The organism is Streptacidiphilus pinicola, from assembly GCF_003258295.1.
Classification (GTDB): domain Bacteria; phylum Actinomycetota; class Actinomycetes; order Streptomycetales; family Streptomycetaceae; genus Streptacidiphilus; species Streptacidiphilus pinicola.
In genome coordinates, this window is record NZ_QKYN01000044.1 from 1 (window position 1) to 16,975 (window position 16,975).

Sequence of the window (16,975 nt, forward strand, 5' to 3'; positions counted from 1 at the left end):
CGCGTAGGCATTCAACCACTTATCACCAGGCCAACACGACGCCTTGGGGCGAATCTCCATCACCGTGATGACAGACTTGAGGCCGATGAAGCCGCGTCCTGACCCGCCCGAAGCCGCCCTGGACCGCCTGACGGGCGCCTCCGGGCGGCAAGATCGGCTCACTCATACGGAGCACATCCCCTCCCGCCCCGCCCAGCATGCGGACTGGCCCGCGGGCCTTCGGCCGGAGGTGCTGTCGGCGATCTCGGCGACCGGGATCCGGCAGCCATGGACACATCAGGCAGAAGCCGCAGATTTGGCTATAAGCGGACAGAATGTGGTGATCGCCACAGGCACCGCCTCGGGCAAGTCGCTCGCCTACCTGGCGCCGGTCCTCAGCGCCCTGCTGGACGGAACCGAGGCCAAGAACGGCCGCGGCGCGACGGGTCTCTACCTCGCGCCCACCAAGGCGCTCGCCGCCGACCAGCTCCGCCGGCTCGGCGAACTGCGCACGGCCGCCGAGCAGGCCGGGCCCGACGCCGCGCGGCTCACCCGCGTCCGCGCCGCGGTATACGACGGCGACACCCCGTTCGAGGAACGTGAGTGGGTCCGCCAGTACGCCGCGTACGTGCTGACCAACCCGGACATGCTGCACCGCGCCATCCTGCCCGGCCACGCGCGCTGGTCCACGTTCCTGCGCTCGCTTCGTTACGTGGTGATCGACGAGTGCCACACCTATCGCGGCGTCTTCGGCTCCCACGTGGCGCAGGTGCTGCGCCGACTGCGGCGGCTGTGCGCCCGCTACGGCTCCCACCCGGTGTTCCTGCTGGCCTCGGCGACGGTCGCGGAACCGGGCCAAAGCGCCGAGCGGCTGACCGGACTACCCGTCGCCGAGGTGACCGAGGACGGCTCCCCGCGCGGGGAGACCGTCTTCGCGCTCTGGGAGCCGCCGCTGACCGAGATGGCCGGCGAGCACGGCGCGCCGGTGCGCCGCTCGGCCACCGCCGAGGCAGCCGACCTGCTCACCGACCTGGTGCTGGAGGGCACCCGCACCGTCGTGTTCGTCCGCTCCCGGCGCGGCGCGGAGCTGATCTCCGTCATCGCCCAGGAGCGGCTGGCGGAGGCCGCCGGGCACGCCACGGCCCGCCGGGTCGCCGCCTACCGCGGCGGTTACCTGCCGGAGGAGCGGCGGGCCCTCGAGCGCGCCCTGCACTCGGGCGCGTTGCTCGGCCTCGCCTCCACCAGCGCCCTGGAGCTGGGCGTGGACGTGGCCGGCCTCGACGCGGTGCTGCTGGCCGGCTACCCCGGCACCCGCGCCTCCCTGTGGCAGCAGGCGGGCCGGGCCGGACGCGAGGGCGGCGGCGCGCTGGCCGTCCTGATCGCCCGCGACGACCCGCTGGACACCTACCTGGTGCACCACCCCGACTCGCTCTTCCGCCGACCCGTCGAGTCGACCGTGCTGGACCCGGACAACCCGCATGTCCTCGCCCCCCACCTGTGCGCCGCCGCGGCCGAGCTGCCGCTGACCGCACCCGGGGACCTGGAGCTGTTCGGCCCCTCGGCGCCGATACTCCTGCCGCAGCTGGAGCGCCGCGGGATGCTGCGGCGTCGCGGCGAGAACTCCTGGTTCTGGACGCGCCGCGAACGCGCCGCCGACCTGGTGGACATCCGAGGCGAGGGCGGCACACCCGTCCGCGTGGTCGAGGCGGACACCGGCCGCCTCCTCGGCACCGTTGACGCCGGCGCCGCGCACACCACCGTCCACACCGGGGCCGTCCACCTGCACCAGGGCCGCAGCTACCTGGTGCGTGAGCTGGACCTGGAGGAGTCGGTGGCCCTGGTCGCCGAGGCCGACCCGCCCTACAGCACCGTCGCCCGCGACACGACGCACATCGCCGTGCTCGGCACGGACCGTCAGGAGGCTTGGGGTGACGCCTCGTTGAACTTCGGCTCGGTGGAGGTGACCAACCAGGTGGTCTCCTTCCTGAAGCGCCGGCTGCTGACCGGCGAGATCCTCGGCGAGACCAAGCTGGACCTTCCCCCGCGCACGCTGCGCACCCGCGCGGTGTGGTGGACGGTCACCGAGGAGCAGTTGGAGGACGCCGGCTTCCTCCCCGAGGAGCTCCCCGGCTCCGCCCACGCAGCCGAGCACGCCTCGATCGGGCTGCTCCCGCTGTTCGCCACCTGCGACCGCTGGGACATCGGCGGCGTCTCCGTCCCGCTCCACCCCGACACCGGCCTGCCCACGGTCTTCGTCTACGACGGCCACCCGGGCGGCGCCGGCTTCGCCGAGCGCGGCTTCGAGCGGGCCCGCGAGTGGCTCTCCGCCACCCTCCAGGCCATCACCTCGTGCGAGTGCGAACGCGGCTGCCCCTCCTGCATCCAGAGCCCCAAGTGCGGCAACGGAAACGACCCGCTGGACAAGCAGGGCGCCGTCCGCCTGCTCAACCTGCTGCTCGCGGGGGCGGAACACCCCGTGGCGGGATAACCCGTGGAGCGGGCGGCCGGACCGGGCACGAGGTGCCGGCGGACCGCAGGGCTCAGAACGGCGCCGTCACCGGGCCTGCGCGGGCGCGGGCCCTGGCCGGGGGGAGACCGGGGACGAGTGCGCTCGGGGAGGGAGTGGTGACTTCGACCTCGACGCTGTCCTCCAGGGCGTCGGCACGGATGACGCAGGAGCGGAGGGTGGCGCCCTGCGCGGAGGCGATGACCGCCGCGTGGGCGCAGGCCTGGGCCGGGTCGAGGAGCAGCCGGCCCGCCGCGGCCAGCGCCGCCAGGTCCGCCGCGGCCTCGGCACGGTGGCGGGCCGCGATCGCGCCGGCGACGGCGAGCGCCGCCGTGGCCGCGAAGCCGACCAGGCAGAGCAGGCTCACCAGCCAGATCGTGGCCGATCCCGCATCCCCGCCTCGCACTCCCGCGCGACGTGGGCGCCTCACGGCCTGGCCCCCGGCTCACCGGGTTCGCGCTCGGCCACGGCCGTGGCCGAGACCCGGAAGCTGAGGAGGCCGCCCGGCCCGCCGCTGACTGCGGAGACCTGTGCCAGGACCCGGTCGCCGGCGGCGCTGACCGAGACCGACGCGCCCGGCGGTGCGGCGGCCTGCCCCAGCGCGGCCGCCGCCGGATCCCCGCGCGCCGCGGCGCGGGCGGCCTCTCGTGCGGCGTCGACGCAGCGCACCTTCGCCGAGCCGACCAGTACGGCCCACAGCAGCATCGCGCTCACCAGCACCAGCGCGGGGAGGGCCACCGCCGCCTCGGCGGTCGTGTAGCCGGCGTCGGACCGCCGCCGGCGCTCAGACCGCACCGAGGGCTCGCCGGATCAGACCCTGCAGCGCCGAGGAGACCGCCCCGCTGGTGACGACCTTGTAGAGCAACGCCGCGAACCCGCAGGCGGCGACGGTTCCCACCGCGTACTCGGCGGTCGTCATCCCCTGGTCGGTTGCGAAGCGCCCCCCGCGCCCGAAACGGGCGCCGAGCCGGCAGCGCACCACGTGTGCGGCGTGCAGGACCCAGACCTGGACGACGCAGACCAGCAACTCCAGCCCGGCCCGTGGGCGTCGCAGGCAGAGCCTCAGGAACGGGGCCGGGTCCCTTCGGGGTTGGGACGCCAGCGGCGCCGCACCCGGGGGACGGCTGTCGGCGGGGGCGTCGTTGGGCGGGGTCTGAGCGAACGTGGTCATGCCGACTCCTCGAATGGCAGTGGGACAGCACGGGTTGGCGGGTGAGGTAGGTTGCGGGACCCGCGGGGCGCAGGCCCCGCGGTTCTGGGCCCCCGCCGCGGGCCCGGCCGGCCTCGCGTCAGAGCCGGCCCAGGAAGATCCCGGCCAGGCCGGTGACCACCGGGACGACTCCGACGAGGACGAAGGCGGGCAGGAAGCAGAGCCCCAGCGGTGCTGTGGCCAGGACTCCCGCGCGACGGACCCGGGCGCCGGCCTCGCGGGCGGCGGAGGCCCGCTCCGCGTCGGCGAGCCGGGCGAGACCCGCCGCCGGCGGCGCACCGCTCGAGGCGGCGCGGGCGAGGCAGCGCCCCAGCGGGGCGAGCACCGGCTCGGCCGCGCCGAGCCGGTCCCAGCAGGCCTCCGGGTCCGCGCCCATGGAGAGTTGGACGGCGGCCGCCACGAGCCGCCCGGCGATCGGCTGCGGCATCGCTTCCGCGACGGCGGCCACGGCCGCGTCCGGCGGGCACCAGGACGCCATGCAGCCCGCCAGCAGGTCGGCCGCGAGTGGCAGTTGGGACCTCAGCAGCTCGGACTCCCGGCGGCGGGCCCGCTCTTCCGTCCCCGGGGGCGCCGGCAGGAAGCGGAGCCCCAGTGCCGCCACCACCGCCCCGAGCAGCCACCCGGTCGGTCCACCGACCAGCACGGCCAGGCCCAGGCCCAGCATCACCGAGGCAACCCGCGGCACCAGCCGTTCCCGCCCCGGCCGCGAGCCGGTCCGAACGCGGCGACGGGCCGGATCGACACCGACCCTGCGGGCCCTGACCCGCACCCGCCGCTGCCGCAGCCGCAGGACCACCCCCGTCGCCACGGCGGTGACGCCGCTGACCACGGCCGCCACCAGGACCCACGTGCTGGTCATGAGCCTCCTCCCGAACCGGACGGGGACGGGGACGGGGACGGGCCGTGGAGGCAAGGCCCGGTGTCGCTCATGTCGCGCCCTCCGCCGAGCGGGCGATGCGTGCCGTCCAGGCCAGCCCCGCGTATTCGAGGGCCGCGCCCACCAGTAGGCACACCAGTCCTGACGTGGTGTGGAGCAGCACCTGCAGCGGGTTTGCTCCCAGCGCCGCCCCCAGCGCCAGGCCGAAGACGGGGAGGAGAGCCAGGAGCACCGCCGTCGAACGCGGTCCGGCCAGTTCGGCCCGGACGGAGTCCCGCAGGGCGCGCTCGGCGCGCAGACCCTCGGCGACCCGGTCCAGCCCCTCGGCCAGACCCGCCCCGCTGGCGGAGGTGACCCGCCAACAGGCGGCGGCGCCCCTGGCGCCTTCGCCTCCCGGCGTCTCCGCCAGGAGGCTCAGTGCCCCGTCCACCGAGCCGCCGAGGCGGACTGCGGCCAGCAGCGCGGTCGAGTCGAGCGCGTCCCCGTGCGGGAGACCCACGACGGCCATCTCGACCGCCTGGTGCGGGGTGGCCCCGGTGCGGAGCTCCCCGGCCAGCGCCGCGCAGAGCTCCACCACCGCCGCCTGGCGGCGCTCCCGCTCCCGGACGGCGCGCCTGCGTCGCCGCACCCGGATCACGGGCCAGACGGCCGCCGCTCCCGCCAGGGCCGGTACGGGGGATGCCGCCAGCCAGGCTCCGACCCCGCCGAGGGGCACCAGCAGCAGCTCCACCGGGAGCACGGCCCGCAGCCGTCGCAGGCGTCGCCGCATGGGGCCCGACCGCCGTTCGGCGACCGCGGGGCAGAGGCGGACGATCCGCCGGGCGGCCCGGTCGCGCCTGGTCAACCACCAGGCGCCCCAGCCGAGCGCACCCATCACCGCTGCCGTCACGACGGCGTGGACGCCGGGCCAGGCGAGCGCGAGCCCGGACGTGCCCGGTGCACCGGCGGCCGCTCTCGGGACGGGCACCACCCGCAGGTGGACGGAGGGCAGCCCCACGACGTCCCAACGCCTCTTGGGCGCCGCCCACATGGGCAGGTTCACCACGCCCGGAGGGTGGTCGGGAAGGCAGACCGGCATCAGCCGGCCCCTCCCTTCGGACGGGACCACGGGGCCCTCAGTCCGCCGCAGCGCTCGGCGAGGCGGGGCCAACCCGGGCCCGGCTCCTGGCCGCCCGTGGCGGGGAAGCGAACCGCCGGAAGGGCCGCCACCAGTCCGTCCTCGCCTCGTTCGAGGGCGCAGACCTCGGCGATCCGACGCTGACCGCCGGGACCGCGGACCAGGTGCACGACCGCGTCCAGCGCGGCGCCCAACTGGCTGTGCAGGGCCAACCGTCCGAGGCCCGCCGTGGCGGCCAGAGCCTCCAACCGGGCGGGGACGTCCGACGCCGCGTTGGCGTGGACCGTCCCGCAGCCGCCCTCGTGCCCCGTGTTCAGGGCGGCGAGGAGATCGAGCACCTCACTGCCACGGACCTCGCCGACGACGAGGCGGTCCGGGCGCATCCGCAGCGCCTGCCGGACCAGATCGCGCAGGTCGATCCCGCCCACACCCTCCTGGTTGGGCGGGCGGCCCTCCAGCCGGACCAGGTGCGGGTGGTCGGGCTGGAGCTCCGCGGAGTCCTCGACAACGACCAGGCGCTCGCCCGCGGGGACCAGCCCCAGCAGGGCGGCGAGCAGCGTGGTCTTGCCCGTGCCCGTCCCGCCCGAGACCAGAAAGGCGACCCGGGCGCGGACGAGGGCGTGGAGCAGGCCCGCACCCCAGTTGGTCAGCGACCCCGACGCCACCAACTCCTCGAGGGTGAACGGACGGGGGCGGCTGACACGCAGCGAGATCAGCGTGCAGCCGACGGCGACCGGCGGCAGCACCGCGTGCAGCCGCACGCCCTGGGGCAGCCTGGCGTCGGTCCAGGGCCGGGCGTCGTCGAGGCGGCGCCCCGCGGTGTGGGCGAGCCGCTGGGCCAGCCGGCGGACGGAGGGCTCGTCGGTGAACTTGACGTCCCTGGCGCGCTGCAGGCCGTGCCCGCGGTCGACCCACACCTCGCGTGGGCCGTTGACCAGGACGTCGGTGACCTCCGGATCGCTGAGGAGCCGGTCCAGCGGGCCCGCGCCGACCATCTCGGCCCGCAGCTCCCGGACGATCTCCAGCACCTCGGTGTCGCCGTAGGGACGGCCCTGGGCGCGCAGGGCCGCTGCGACGCCCGTGATGGTGGGCTCCGATCCGGACTCGGCCAGCCGTAGCCGGACCGCGTCCAGCAGCGCTGCCGAGACGGCCCCGGTCTGACTTGCTGCCGCCCGCCCACTGCTCGCGTGCGTGCGGTGTCCCGAGCTGGTGCTCCGCGTCATGCCGCCACCCCTCCACCGTCCGTGAGGCCGGCTCCGGCCAGAGCCTCGGTCAGAAACGCGGTACAGAACCGGCCCAGTGGGCCCTTGGGCCGGGCGCCCGGCGGGCGCCCGCACTCGAGATCGGCGGCCAGACCCGGCTCGGGCGCCAACTCCCCCGCCAAGGGCAGCCGCAGACCCTGGGCGACCTCGCCGCCGCTCATCCCGCTGGGAGCGGGGCCGCGGACGACCGTCCGAAGGTCCGACAGGCGCATGGCCGCCGCGGCGGCGACCCGGCTGGAGGCGGCCATCGCCCGCAGCTCGGCCGGCACCACCAGCAGACCCAGATCGGCCTGTTCCAGGGCCTCCGCCGCCGCGTCGTCGATCCGGCGCGGCAGATCGAGCACCACCACGCCCCCGCGCCGCCGTGCGGCGCCGAGCACCGTGCGCACCGCCTCGACGGGGATGGTGAGCGTGTCCCCGCGGTCCCAGCTCAGGGCGGCGAGGCGGTGCATCCGGGGCAGTGACTGCTCCAGCTCGACGGCGTTGACCCGGCCGCGCGAGGAGGCGAGATCGGGCCAGCGCAGCCCCACCGCCTCCTCCCCGCCGAGCAGGACGTCGAGGCCGCCTCCGAGCGGATCGACGTCGACCAGCACCGTTCGATGACCCTCCCGCGCCGCCGTGACGGCGAGGGCGCAGGCCAGCGTCGAGGCTCCGGCCCCGCCCCGTCCGCCCATCACCGCGACGGTGAGGGCGGGGGCGCCGACGCCCTCCGCGGCGTCGGCCACCCGGTCGAGAAGCCAGGGCTCGCTGTCGGGCAGGAAGACGACGTGCTCCGCCCCGATGGCGACCGCCTTCTGCCACACGGCGGCGTCGTCCAGATCCGCTCCGACGAGGAGCACGCCCGGGCGCCGGGCCAGCACCGCCATGCGTTCGGCCACGTCGACCCCGACGAGGACAAGCCGCGCGGCCTCCCATGCCTGGCGCGGCGGCGGGGCTCCGCACACGACGTGCGGGGTGGCTCCGGCGGCGGCGCACAGCTTGAGCAGGGCGTCGATCAGCTCGTCGTCCTCGGTGACGATCAGTGGCCCGGAGCGCAGCTCCCGGCCGCCGACCGAGGCGGCGGTCGGTCCGGAGGGCGGGACCGCGGGCGGCCCGGCGGGTGGATCGGTGGGTGGGCGTGCGGCCATGACGGCTCCCTCACGGAGTGCTGGACGCGCCCGTTTCGGCGCGGACACCACACTGCGCCGAATTCGGAAGGAGCGGATGCACCGATCCCGAATCTGTGGATAAACCCGGGGGTGTGGAAAACCCGCTTACACGGAAGAGTGCATAAAGCACTGAGAGGTTGACGCATCCCCTGCGTCGGTCGGGAAATCGCACCGCGACACCTGGCCGCCGACATGCGACGACCCCCGCCGGGGGGGAGAGCGGGGGTCGTCCTCCACAGCCCGACTCGGGGGGGGAGGAGTCGAGCTGGGTTAGCACGGTCGCGAACGATCCGTGACTTCCATGGTGTACCCGAAGCCCTTCTCAAGCAAACCCACGCGCCGGGGCTTGAGCCGAATGGTTGGCACTTATCCTCGACCTCGTGGAAAACCACTCGCAGCCCCGCCCCGCACGCCAGGCAGCCTTCTTCGACCTGGACAAGACCGTGATCGCGAAGTCCAGCGCGCTGGCCTTCAGCCGCCCCCTCTACCGGGGCGGACTGATCAATCGCCGCGCGGTGCTGAAGAGCGCCTACGCACAGTTCGTCTTCCTCGCCGGCGGCGCCGACCACGACCAGATGGAGAAGATGCGGCAGTACCTCTCCTCGCTCGCGCGCGGCTGGAACGTCGCCCAGGTGCGGGAGATCGTCGCGGAGACGCTGCACGACCTGATCGACCCGCTGATCTACGACGAGGCCGCCTCGCTCATCGAGGAGCACCACGCGGCCGGCCGGGACGTCGTGATCGTCAGCAGCTCCGGCTCCGAACTGGTCGAGCCGATCGGCGAGATGCTCGGGGCCGACCACGTCATCGCCACCCGGATGGCCGAGGCGGACGGCCTCTACACCGGGGAGATCGACTTCTACGCGTACGCGGAGAACAAGGCTGTCGCGATCCGCGAGTTGGCCGTCGTCGAGGGCTACGACCTGGAGCGCTGCTACGCCTACAGCGACTCCGCCACCGATCTGCCGCTGCTGGAGGCCGTCGGCCACCCGCACGCGGTCAATCCCGACCGCGCGTTGCGTCGCGAGGCCCAGGCCAGGTCCTGGCCGGTGCTGGTGTTCACCCGCCCGGTCCAACTGCGGGAGCGCAGCGCCTCGCTCGCGGTGACCAGCCGTCCGGTGCTGGCCGCCGCCGCGCTCGGCGCCGCGGTGACCGCCGCGGGCCTGGTCTGGTACGCGGCGCGCCGCTCCGGTCGCCCCGGACTGGACTGACGCCAACCGCCGCGGAGCCCGGGCGCCCCGCGCCCGGGTAAAGAAGTGAGCTCTCGGGTTCCGCTTCCGCCGGTTCCGCGCTACAAAGGAGTTACGGCCCGCGAGACCGGATGGAACACCTCATACGGCGACGTTGAAAGGAACCATCGAAGCGTCAGGCCACACGGACCGAGCACAGCCTCCGGGCACCCACGGCTAGCCGACCCACGATCTGGGCCGCCACACCCGGCGAACGGGCAGAGATCCCCGCCGGATGGGCACGACAGAGGCAACGCATGGTCACCCGGACCCTGTGCCAGCGGCGGCATCGGAAGATGCCGCCGCAACCCTTTTCCGGAGCAGGCGCGTTGTGCTCGCCGCCGCTCAGGCCATCCCGCGCTGCATCGCCTCGCAGACCGCCGTGCTCTCACGGACGCCGAGGCGCAGCGCCTGCGCGCAGTGGGCGATCCAGACCGCCATGCCGGCCGCGGTGCCCGAGGCGTATCCGGCCAGAGCGGCCAGATAGGCGTCGCTCCCCAGCTCGGCCAGGCCGACCTCCATCGGGCAGACGGCCTTCGGGTCGAGCCCCTCGGCGATCAGCACGATGCGCGTCGCAGCCCGGGCCACAATGCCGTTCGCGCTGGTGAAGGGCCGGAGGGTGAGCAGCTCGCCATGCACGACGGCGGCGACCACCAGAGCCGGAGCCGTTCGCTCGTTCGGGTGCTTCGTGCCGCCGCGGCTGGCCAGCAGTTGCGCCAGGGTGTCCAATCGTGCCGAGACCTCGGCGGCCGACGGCGCCGGGGGCAGCGAGAGGTCAAGGGTCCGCTCCAGCGCGGCGAACTCCGTCTCGGCCTTCTCCGTCGCGGCCAGCGGGTGCCGGAAGAGCACCTCGGCGGGTTCGTCGGCCCGCCGCGGTCGCCCCACCGCAGTGACGCCCAGCTCAGTGACACCCAGCTCAGCGACGCCCACCGCAGTGACACCCCCGGCAGCGGACGCCTCCCCCTCGGCCGGGTCGCCGACGGCGAGCAGGTGCAGGCGGGCGAGCACCTGGAGCGGGGAGTGACGCCAGGTTCCGAGCAACTGCCCGACCTCGGCGTTCAGGCGCAGCGCGCCACCGACCGAGCGGGCCTCGGAGTCACGGCCGAAGTCGGTGCGACGGCGCACCTCCTCCAACGGCCAGTTCGCGCCCTCGAGGGCGGCGGAGGCGCGGGCGCCGCGCAGGGCGGACTCGGCGGTGACCTCGGCGCCGCGGCGCCGCATCACCCGGTGGCCATAGAGGCGGTCCACGGCACGGCGGCTCTCGGCGACAGCCTCGGCGACGCCGGGCAGTTCGCCCAGTGGTGCCAGCGGATCCGCGGGGCCGGGCGCGGCGGGGGAAGAAGTGCTCGTGCTCACCGCACCGACATTACGGAACTCCTGGGGGCCTGGGGTCCGAAGAGCGACGTGGGGTGCATCACCCGAAAGTGTCAAGGATCAGTGAAAGCCGATCTCTGGCCACCCCGGCATCGCTACGATGGATGCCAATCGGTGACGATAACGGTTATCAATAAGCGCCATGCCGACAGTCTCAGCGGTCGGCAACTCCGCCGGCGTCCCGCGTCGCACCGCGCCCGCTTCCTCGCTCAGCACCCCCGTCCCGGTCCGGAGCTCCCATGAAGATCGCCTTTGTCGGCAAGGGCGGCAGTGGCAAGACCACGCTGTCCTCCCTGTTCGTCCGCCATCTCGCCGTCGCCGGGAGCCCGGTGGTGGCGGTGGACGCCGATGTGAACCAGCACCTGGGCGCGGCCCTGGGGCTCACCGACGAGGAGTGCGCGGCACTCCCCTCGCTCGGAGCCGAGCTCCCGGCCATCAAGGAGTACCTGCGCGGGCAGAACCCCCGCATCGCCGACGCGGCGTCAATGATCAAGACGACGCCGCCGGGGCGGGGCTCCCGATTGCTGCGCATCGTCGAGGACAACCCGGTGTACCGGCTCTGCGCCCGGCCGGTCACCGTCGACGGGGCGTCGCTGCGCCTGATGGCGACGGGCGCCTTCGACGAGGAGGACCTCGGCGTCGCCTGCTACCACTCCAAGGTGGGGGCGGTCGAGCTCTGCCTCAACCACCTGGTCGACGGGCCGGGCGAGTACTGGGTGACCGACATGACCGCCGGCGCCGACTCCTTCGCCTCGGGCCTGTTCACCCGGTTCGACCAGACCTTCCTGGTCTGCGAGCCGACCCGCAAGGGCGTCGCCGTCTACCGGCAGTACCGGGACTACGCCGCCGACTACGGCGTCCGGCTGCACGTGATCGGCAACAAGGTCGAGAACGAGGACGACCTCGCCTTCCTCCGGGAGGAGTTGGGCGACGCCCTGCTCGCGGGCTTCGGCCGGTCCGGCTGGGTACGCCGGACGGAGCAGGGGCGCACGCCGCCCTTCTCCGAACTGGAGCCGGCCAACGCCGAGGTGCTGCAGGTCATGCAGGACACCGTCGACGCCGCCCACGCCGAGCGGGACTGGGAGCGCTACATGCGCCAGCTGGTCACCTTCCACCGTCGCAACGCCGAGAGCTGGGGCAACGACAAGACCGGCGCCGACCTGGCTGCCCAGGTGGATCCCGACTTCGTGCTCGGCGAGCACCTGACGGCCCGGCGGGAGCCGCTGGGGGTCTGAGCAGCCGTCACGTCCACCCGCAACGCGCCCTCCTGGGTGAACTTGGGTCGCCGGAAGAGCCAAGAAGGTAAAGAGTTCATTACTCTTCATTTACCGATTCTTGGCCTTCCCGTGGCACACCCCGCCGCGCCGTCCTACCCCACAGGAGACGCGACCCATGCACTGCACGCCCAGCACCGAGCCCCGTCCGCTGTCCCCGTCACCCGCCCCGGCCACCGCCGCGCCGGACGCCCTGACCGGCGTCCGGGACTTCCAGCGGCACACCGCGCCACTGCTCCGTCCCGAGCTGGCGCGGCTGGCCCGGGAGGGGCAGTCCCCCTCCCAGCTCTTCATCACCTGCGCCGACTCGCGAATGGTCCCGAACGTGATCACCAACAGCGGCCCGGGCGAGCTGTTCACCGTCCGCAACATCGGCAACCTGGTTCCGCCCACGGCGGACGACAGCGTCTTCGCCGCCGTCGAGTACGCGGTCGACGTCCTGGAAGTCCAGCACATCACCGTCTGCGGCCACTCGGGCTGCGGGGCGATGCAGTCCCTACTGCACGGCGCGCACCGCCGCGACGGCCGAGCCGGGACGCCACTGACCCGCTGGCTCCGCCACGGTCAGGACTCCCTGCAGCGGGTCCGCCACAGCCCCGCCCGCTTCCATGGCCGATCGCCGTCGACCGACCCGCTGGAGCGGCTCTGCCTGACCAACGTGGTGCAGCAGCTCGACAATCTGCGGGCGCACCCGAGCGTCGCCCGCAAGACGGAACTCGGCGCCATTCGGTTGACCGGGCTCTACTTCGAGCTGACAACGGCTCAGACCTACGTCTGGTCACCCGGCGGCCGGGCCTTCCTCCCCGTGCGCCCCCGGGTCGACAGCGCCGCCTGAGGCCGCCCTGGGCGCACGGAGGGGCGCCCAGGGCCATCATCGGGCCGGCGTTCGACCGCCCAGCTGACCTGCGGTCACGCAAAGGTCTACACCAATTTTCCTCGGGGCCTTGTCAGCACACCCGTCGACCTGGTGAGCTGTCTCACGAATACCAGGACGTCATCGATGAGGAGTGTTGCGTTGAGCAGCAATGAGAGCCTGGCGAACCTGCTGAAGGAGGAGCGGCGGTTCGCCCCTCCCGCAGCGCTCGCAGCAGCCGCCAACGTCACCGCCGACGCCTACGCCGAGGCCAAGGCCGACCGCCTCGCCTTCTGGGCCACGCAGGCCCGGCGGCTGAACTGGGCCAAGGAGCCGACCGAGACCCTCGACTGGTCCAACCCGCCCTTCGCCAAGTGGTTCGCCGACGGCGAGCTGAACGTCGCCTACAACTGCGTGGACCGGCACGTCGAGGCCGGCCTCGGCGACCGCGTCGCCATCCACTTCGAGGGCGAGCCGGGCGACAGCCGCACCATCACCTACGCCCAGCTCAAGGACGAGGTCTCGCGCGCCGCCCACGCCCTGCAGGAGCTGGGCGTCGCCAAGGGCGACCGGGTCGCGATCTACCTGCCGATGATCCCCGAGGCCGTCGTCGCGATGCTGGCCTGCGCCAGGGTCGGCGCCCCGCACTCGGTGGTCTTCGGCGGCTTCTCCGCCGACGCCGTGTCCTCCCGCATCCAGGACGCGGACGCCAAGCTGGTCATCACCGCCGACGGCGGCTACCGCCGTGGCAAGCCGACCGCGCTGAAGCCGGCCATCGACGAGGCGCTGCAGTCCTGCCCTCAGGTCGAGCACGTCCTGGTGGTGCGCCGCACGGGCCAGGAGACCGCCTGGACCGAGGGCCGGGACGTCTGGTGGCACGAGATCACCGAGCGTCAGTCCGCCGAGCACACCCCCGAGGCGCACGCGGCCGAGCACCCGCTGTTCATCCTTTACACCTCGGGCACCACGGGTAAGCCGAAGGGCATCCTGCACACCACCGGCGGCTACCTGACCCAGGCCAGCTACACCCACCACGCCGTCTTCGACCTCAAGCCGGAGACCGACGTCTACTGGTGCACCGCCGACATCGGCTGGGTGACCGGCCACTCCTACATCGTCTACGGGCCGCTGGCCAACGGCGCCACCCAGGTCATGTACGAGGGCACGCCCGACACCCCGCACCAGGGCCGCTTCTGGGAGATCGTCCAGAAGTACGGCGTCACCATCCTCTACACCGCGCCCACCGCCATCCGCACCTTCATGAAGTGGGGTGACGACATCCCGGCGAAGTTCGACCTGACCTCGCTGCGGGTGCTGGGCAGCGTCGGCGAGCCGATCAACCCCGAGGCGTGGGTCTGGTACCGCGACCACATCGGCGGCGGCCGTACCCCGATCGTGGACACCTGGTGGCAGACCGAGACCGGCGCCATGATGATCACGCCGCTGCCGGGCGTCACCGAGACCAAGCCCGGCTCGGCCCAGGTGCCGCTGCCCGGCATCGCGGCCACCGTGGTCGACGACGAGGGCCATGAGGTGCCCAACGGCTCGGGCGGCTACCTGGTGCTGACGGAGCCGTGGCCGTCGATGCTGCGCACCGTCTGGGGCGACGACCAGCGCTACCTGGACACCTACTGGTCCCGCTTCAAGGACCGCTACTTCGCCGGCGACGGTGCCAAGAAGGACGAGGACGGCGACATCTGGCTGCTCGGCCGGGTGGACGACGTGATGCTGGTGTCCGGCCACAACATCTCGACCACCGAGGTCGAGTCGGCCCTGGTCTCCCACCCGCAGGTGGCCGAGGCCGCGGTCGTCGGCGCCACCGACGCCACCACCGGCCAGGCCATCGTCGCCTTCGTGATCCTGCGCGGCAGCGCGACCGACTCCGCCGAGCTGACGGCGGAGCTGCGCGACCACGTGGCCAAGGTGCTCGGCCCGATCGCCAAGCCCAAGCGGATCCTGACGGTCAGCGAGCTGCCCAAGACTCGCTCCGGCAAGATCATGCGACGCCTGCTCCGCGACGTGGCCGAGAACCGGGCCGTGGGCGACGTCACCACGCTGGCGGACACCACCGTCATGGACCTGATCCAGAGCAAGCTCCCCGCTGCCCCCAGCGAGGACTGAGCGAGGATCACCGACCGGTCCTGACGCGGCCCGTCCCCAGCGCCTGATGGCCGGGGGCGGGCCGCTCGCTTCGGCGACGCTTCGTTCGCACTTCCGTAGCATGTGACAAAACGGATGTATGCGACAGAAGTGAGGCCTCCCGCGTGACCAGCGCCCCGACGCCGCCGCCGCGTCGCCAGTTCCTGGCCCGGTTGCCCCTCCCGGAGCGCGCCTTCCTCGCGGACGCCCTGCGGGCGGAGACCGTCGGCGGCGTCCTGCTCCTGATCGCCGCCGTGGCGGCACTCGTCTGGGCGAACGCCTGGCCCGGCTCCTACGAGACCGTCAGCAACTACACCATCGGACCGAGCAAGCCGCTGCATCTGGACCTGACGCTCAGCGACTGGGCCAAGGACGGGCTGCTGACCGTCTTCTTCTTCGTGGCCGGCATCGAACTCAAGCGCGAGCTGGTCGTCGGCGAGCTGCGCGATCCGCGGGCCGCGCTGCTGCCGGTCGTGGCGGCCATGTGCGGGGTGGCGCTCCCCGCCGTCATCGACGTCGTTGTCAACAGCGGCCCCGGCGGGCACCTGGGCGGCTGGGCCATCCCCACCGCGACCGACATCGCCTTCGCGCTCGGGGTGCTGGCCGTTGTCGGCACGCACCTGCCCTCCTCGCTGCGGGCGTTCCTGCTCACGCTCGCCGTGGTGGACGACCTGATCGCCATCCTGATCATCGCGATCTTCTACAGCCACGGCGTCAAGCCCTGGGCGCTCGGCCTCTCGCTGCTCGGCCTGGTGGCGTTCTACCTGCTGCACCGGGCCCGGGTGCACGGCTGGTACCTCTACGTGCCGCTGGCGCTGGTGATCTGGGCGCTGATGCACGAGGGCGGCGTGCACGCCACGGTCGCCGGGGTGGCCATGGGCCTGATGCTGCGGGTCACCAAGGACCCGGGCGAGCAGCACTCGCCCGGCGAACACATCGAGCATCTGGTCCGGCCCTTCTCCGCCGGCTTCTGCGTGCCCGTCTTCGCGCTCTTCGCCGCCGGGGTGTCGATCACCCCGCACGCAATCGGGCAGGTCTTCACCCAGGCGGCCCCGCTCGGGGTGGTGCTGGGCCTGCTGGTGGGCAAGACCTTCGGCGTCTTCGGCGGCACCTGGCTGACGGCGCGGTTCACCCGTGCGGAGCTGAACCCGGAACTGGCCTGGGCGGACCTGTTCTCGATCTCGGTGCTGTCCGGCATCGGCTTCACCGTCTCGCTGCTCATCGCGGAACTGGCCTTCGCACACGACCCGGAGCTGGTAGAACGCGCCAAGGCCGCCGTGCTGGTCGGCTCGCTGCTCTGCGCCGTCCTGGCCGCCGTGCTGCTGCGGCTGCGGAACCGGAAGTACCAGCGGTTGTGTGACGAAGAGGACGCAGACAACGGCATTGTGCCCGGTGGTGACGTACCGTCCGGTAGCGGCATGATCTGATAGAGCAACAGCGGCGGGCAGAGGGACAACACAGCCGACCGCCACGGGGATCGCGCGAGGATGAGGAGAAGCGAGATGGCCGCTCCCGAGATCGGGACCGAGCGCACGGTGGGGCAGCTGTTCGCCTCCGCGACCGCGGATCTGTCGGCGCTGGTCCACGACGAGATCGCGCTGGCGAAGCAGGAGATCAAGAAGGACGTCGTGCGCGGCGCCTCCGGTGTCGGCTCGATCGCCGTCGCGGCGGTGATCCTGCTGGCCTCCATCCCGATGTTCAGCTTCGCGGCCGCCTACGGGATCCACAACCTCGGCCTGGGCCTGGCCTGGTCGTTCCTGATCGTCGCCGGCGCCTACGTCGTGATCGCCGTCATCGCTGCGCTGATCGCGGTCCGCTTCTTCAAGAAGCTCTCCCCGCCGGAGCGCACCATTGCCGGCGCCAAGGCGACGGCGGACGTGCTGAAGTCCGCCAAGCCGCGCCCGGCCCCCTCGGTCTCCGGCGACGGCCACAAGGCGCTCACCCCCTGACGCAACAGGGCTCCGAGAGCACCTCGCCGCCGCGGGCCGCGGCGGCGAGGTGCTCTCG

Annotated in this window: 15 protein-coding genes; 7 read left to right on the plus strand and 8 right to left on the minus strand. The window is 73.3% G+C overall.

Annotated features, from left to right (window positions below):
* Positions 1 to 67 precede the first annotated feature (67 nt).
* The gene (locus DN069_RS12460) at positions 68 to 2,467 is read left to right on the plus strand and encodes a DEAD/DEAH box helicase (protein WP_243639140.1); all 2,400 of its coding nucleotides are present in this window, start codon (positions 68 to 70) and stop codon (positions 2,465 to 2,467) included.
* 52 nt (positions 2,468 to 2,519) lie between these two features.
* On the opposite strand, the gene DN069_RS12465 is transcribed toward DN069_RS12460, so the two are convergent.
* The 7 genes from DN069_RS12465 to ssd form a co-directional block, all read right to left on the minus strand.
* Complete coding sequence (locus DN069_RS12465) at positions 2,520 to 2,915, minus strand: Rv3654c family TadE-like protein (RefSeq protein ID WP_111501009.1); 396 nt, start codon at positions 2,913 to 2,915, stop codon at positions 2,520 to 2,522.
* Complete coding sequence (locus DN069_RS12470) at positions 2,912 to 3,280, minus strand: TadE family type IV pilus minor pilin (RefSeq protein ID WP_111501010.1); 369 nt, start codon at positions 3,278 to 3,280, stop codon at positions 2,912 to 2,914. Before DN069_RS12470 ends, DN069_RS12465 begins: the two co-directional genes overlap by 4 nt.
* Complete coding sequence (locus tag DN069_RS12475) at positions 3,270 to 3,467, minus strand: DUF4244 domain-containing protein (RefSeq protein WP_111501018.1); 198 nt, start codon at positions 3,465 to 3,467, stop codon at positions 3,270 to 3,272. The genes DN069_RS12470 and DN069_RS12475 overlap by 11 nt, the downstream gene beginning before the upstream one ends.
* 307 nt (positions 3,468 to 3,774) lie before the next feature.
* Positions 3,775 to 4,554, minus strand: a complete 780-nt coding sequence (locus DN069_RS12480) for a type II secretion system F family protein (RefSeq protein WP_243639135.1) — start codon at positions 4,552 to 4,554, stop codon at positions 3,775 to 3,777.
* 67 nt (positions 4,555 to 4,621) lie between these two features.
* Complete coding sequence (locus DN069_RS12485; RefSeq protein ID WP_243639137.1) at positions 4,622 to 5,617, minus strand: type II secretion system F family protein; 996 nt, start codon at positions 5,615 to 5,617, stop codon at positions 4,622 to 4,624.
* Between the two features lie 32 nt (positions 5,618 to 5,649).
* Positions 5,650 to 6,912, minus strand: coding sequence for a TadA family conjugal transfer-associated ATPase (locus DN069_RS12490; protein WP_111501011.1), 1,263 nt, complete (start codon positions 6,910 to 6,912; stop codon positions 5,650 to 5,652).
* Positions 6,909 to 8,078, minus strand: coding sequence for a septum site-determining protein Ssd (gene ssd / locus DN069_RS12495; protein ID WP_111501012.1), 1,170 nt, complete (start codon positions 8,076 to 8,078; stop codon positions 6,909 to 6,911). The genes DN069_RS12490 and ssd overlap by 4 nt, the downstream gene beginning before the upstream one ends.
* Positions 8,079 to 8,467: 389 nt before the next feature.
* Between ssd and DN069_RS12500 the strand changes: the two genes are divergently transcribed.
* Positions 8,468 to 9,310, plus strand: a complete 843-nt coding sequence (locus tag DN069_RS12500; protein ID WP_111501021.1) for an HAD family hydrolase — start codon at positions 8,468 to 8,470, stop codon at positions 9,308 to 9,310.
* Positions 9,311 to 9,673: 363 nt separating this feature from the next.
* On the opposite strand, the gene DN069_RS12505 is transcribed toward DN069_RS12500, so the two are convergent.
* The gene (locus DN069_RS12505) at positions 9,674 to 10,549 is read right to left on the minus strand and encodes a Fic family protein (RefSeq protein ID WP_111501022.1); all 876 of its coding nucleotides are present in this window, start codon (positions 10,547 to 10,549) and stop codon (positions 9,674 to 9,676) included.
* Positions 10,550 to 10,941: 392 nt separating this feature from the next.
* Here DN069_RS12505 and DN069_RS12510 point away from each other — a divergent pair, with 392 nt between their 5' ends.
* The 5 genes from DN069_RS12510 to DN069_RS12530 all read left to right on the plus strand — a co-directional run bounded on the left by DN069_RS12510 (position 10,942) and on the right by DN069_RS12530 (position 16,917).
* Positions 10,942 to 11,937 carry an ATP-binding protein gene (locus DN069_RS12510; protein ID WP_111501013.1) on the plus strand — a complete coding sequence of 332 codons (996 nt, stop codon included), beginning with the start codon at positions 10,942 to 10,944 and terminating at the stop codon, positions 11,935 to 11,937.
* A 157-nt stretch (positions 11,938 to 12,094) separates the two neighbouring features.
* The gene (locus tag DN069_RS12515; protein ID WP_111501014.1) at positions 12,095 to 12,811 is read left to right on the plus strand and encodes a carbonic anhydrase; all 717 of its coding nucleotides are present in this window, start codon (positions 12,095 to 12,097) and stop codon (positions 12,809 to 12,811) included.
* A 180-nt stretch (positions 12,812 to 12,991) separates the two neighbouring features.
* Positions 12,992 to 14,950 carry an acetate--CoA ligase gene (gene acs, locus DN069_RS12520; RefSeq protein WP_424556279.1) on the plus strand — a complete coding sequence of 653 codons (1,959 nt, stop codon included), beginning with the start codon at positions 12,992 to 12,994 and terminating at the stop codon, positions 14,948 to 14,950.
* 143 nt (positions 14,951 to 15,093) lie between these two features.
* Positions 15,094 to 16,395: a Na+/H+ antiporter NhaA gene (nhaA, locus tag DN069_RS12525; protein ID WP_111501016.1), complete on the plus strand. Its 1,302-nt coding sequence runs from the start codon at positions 15,094 to 15,096 to the stop codon at positions 16,393 to 16,395.
* A 75-nt stretch (positions 16,396 to 16,470) separates the two neighbouring features.
* A complete protein-coding gene (locus DN069_RS12530) occupies positions 16,471 to 16,917 on the plus strand; it encodes a phage holin family protein (protein ID WP_111501017.1) in 447 nt (148 codons plus the stop codon).
* Positions 16,918 to 16,975 lie beyond the last annotated feature (58 nt).